The sequence below is a fragment of the candidate division WOR-3 bacterium genome (assembly GCA_039804025.1).
Lineage (GTDB): Bacteria > Hydrothermota > Hydrothermia > Hydrothermales > JAJRUZ01 > JBCNVI01.
In genome coordinates this window covers 94,216-97,162 of the sequence record JBDRZP010000004.1, presented here as the reverse complement: position 1 = coordinate 97,162, position 2,947 = coordinate 94,216, and the positions used below count along the sequence as shown (strand labels likewise).

2 protein-coding genes are annotated in these 2,947 nt (G+C 27.8%); both read right to left on the bottom strand.

Annotated elements, in window-relative coordinates; genetic code table 11:
• Positions 1-2,309 (bottom strand): hypothetical protein (locus tag ABIN73_02710; GenBank protein ID MEO0268632.1); only part of this gene is annotated, 2,309 nt, incomplete at its 3' end.
• Between the two features lie 16 nt (positions 2,310-2,325).
• Positions 2,326-2,947, bottom strand: a 622-nt coding sequence (locus tag ABIN73_02705; GenBank protein MEO0268631.1) for a hypothetical protein, incomplete at its 5' end; no start/stop codon positions are given.

Below are 2,947 nucleotides of genomic sequence, written 5' to 3'. Positions count from 1 at the left end.
AATTTATTTTTAAAATCTATTTTGTAAATTCCTGGCTCAAGCTCTTTATTTATAATATTTAAAACCTTTCTTCCTGACACATCATAAATTGAAAGGTCTACCTTTTGCTTATCTGGAATCGTTATAATAAAAATTCCTCTATCCTTTATTACATTAGGAAGAACATTTAATGAAAATCTTAAAACTGGTTTTAACTCAAAACCTTGAGGCCCGCCTGTAGTTTTTTCCTCTATATAAACACTCAATTTCCCAAGATAAACTTTATCACCCTGCTTTTTCTCAATTTTTATTTTTAAAATTGAATCTAAAACAGGTGGAACAATTTGCTTTTCATAAATTTCATAATTATTTTCCTTTATATGCCATACTCCAAGAGGATGATTATTTATATAAATTTTCTCTTTTACTTCCCTATCTAAATATGCCTCAAATTTTATCTTTACTTTTGATGCACTATAAATAGGCACCTCGTAAATAAGTGAATCTCCATAATCAAGATTCTTATAATCCTCTATTCCCAAAGAAATATACCCTTCCCTGTAAATTGTTAAAGGCGATGGGACTTCTTTCCCAAAATCTATAACAATATCAGGCGGCACTTCCGAAACTTCTTTTTCTATTCTATATAAATTATAAATTGTATCACCTGAATAAAATGTTATATGAAATTTATTTTTATCAAAAAGCATCTGTGGTGAACGAATAGAAATACCAGAGAATAGAATTTCTTTTTCAAATGGAATTTTTATTTCACCAAAACATAAGTTATCAAATTCCCCATCATTTTCAACAAAAACTATATAATTTCTATCTATAAATGGATCCTTTATTCTATTACCCTCATAAATAAGTTCCTTTTCTGAAATTCCCTTACCTAAAAATGTATAAGAACTAAAAATCTTTGAAGAATCTTCAACCCATATAAATCTTATAAATGAATTTTCCTTTGAAACATATGGGTCAAAAACATGGTTTTGTGGATAAAAAGTTTTTATAATTGTATCACTCCCGATTTTATAAATCTTTAAATATTTATTTGTTCCATCCCATACTATATTTTTGAAATTATATTTATCAACAAATATTGAAGGAGATATAAGTCCTGGAACAACTGTATGATAAAATTCTTTAACCGGTATATTTAATGTCTCAGGAAATGTTTGAATGAAATCCTGATAAATTATTTGATAATTATAAGGATTATTTATCGGGAATTTAACAACATTTAAAAGTTTACCAGCCCATATCTTTATCACAGAAGGATAAGGACCTGGTAAAGGTGGATGATAAGTGGGTCCATAAGAAGTTTCAAAAACTGTATAAGCAGTATCATCTTTTATATAAAAATCTGGTGAACCAATCCCCCATAAATATGTATTTGAAGAAGTATATGCTAAATAAGGTGAAGAATTTTCTTTTACTTTTGTAAATTCAATTTTTTCAAGTGTAGTTGTATCATTATATGCCCATATTGAATATAAATTATTCTTATACAAAAAACCTGCAGGATTTTTTCCATAACCTAAAAATATCTTTTTAATTACCTTATCCTTTAAAATCGCATCATAAATAGAATTGTTCTTTGAATAAAGTATGTTCAAACTATCATTTTTTAAAAACAATCTTTTTGAATTATTCGGGGGTATATCAAAAAGAGGTATATTCTCTTCAATAAGTGCAATTCGTGGTATATCTAAATTCGATATCTTATATTCTCTAAAAATCAATAATGAATTTCTAAATGAATGGATAATTTGAGCATAAAGTCCAGAATAATCTCTTCTTACTGTGAAATTTGGTTTTAAATTATAGTCATAATCTTCTGGCATCATTGTTAATTTTACAGAAGGTAAAGGAAAATCTAATATTTTTTGCATATAAATCTGTTTATCCTTTTCAAAAATTAAAGTTGAAATAGAAGGATTATAAAAAATCTGAGCATTTACTCCTTTAGAATAATAATTCTGTGAATTCAAATCAGGATAGTATATCCAACGATAACTCCCTCCATATTTTTCATATTTTATTACCCTTATATTTCCACTTTCATCTGTAAAACAGGCAAGATTCCCATTTCCTATAAAGGGTGAACGCCCCCTTACTTTAAAACTGTTTCCAGTTTGAAAATCATAAATAGTAAGAGTGTCTTTCTTTGTTTCATCCATATATTCCAGATAATTTAAAATATTATTTTCTTTTTGAGAATAAATAATGATAACTTTTTCACTGTTATTTTCTATAACCTTACCAAGTGAAAAATAAACAGTATCCCCAAGAGATGAATATTTTACTGGAGTAGAATTTATCAAATCTATTGAATTTAAATTATTTATTTTGTAAAGATTTAAATAAAAGGGGGGGCGGGATGATTTTTTTTTCAATAAAAGCTATATAAACTCCTTTATTTTTTACATAGAGGATAGATGGATCAAAGCCTTCTATCTGTAAAGATGTAAACTCCCAGTAATTTTCCTCTAATCTTTTTCCAAATTTTACATATTTAGGGTTTCCATCTACCACCCTCTCATATGCAACCCATAAAGTATCATTATGGGATGTTAAAGTTGGGGATATTCCGGAACCTATCACCTCCTGATTCCAAGTAAGACCATTATCAATTGAATATGCATGATAAATTCCAAGATCTTTTGAATAAACAGTATGTATAATGTTTCCGATTCTTATAATATTCTTATTACTTGATGAACATAGATTTATGCTATTTACATCTCCTGATGCAATAATTGGAGATGTTGTAACCCATCTTTCATTTGAAAATTCTGAATAAATTCCATCCCTATATGCTCTTACTTTATAAAAATAATCCCTAAACTTTGAAACAGAGTTATCGGACCACTGAATTTGTCCCGTTCCTTGTCCCTGGGTTGGATATGTAAAAATTGAATGCCAATTTTCATTTATTCCTTTCCTCCATATTTCATAACCT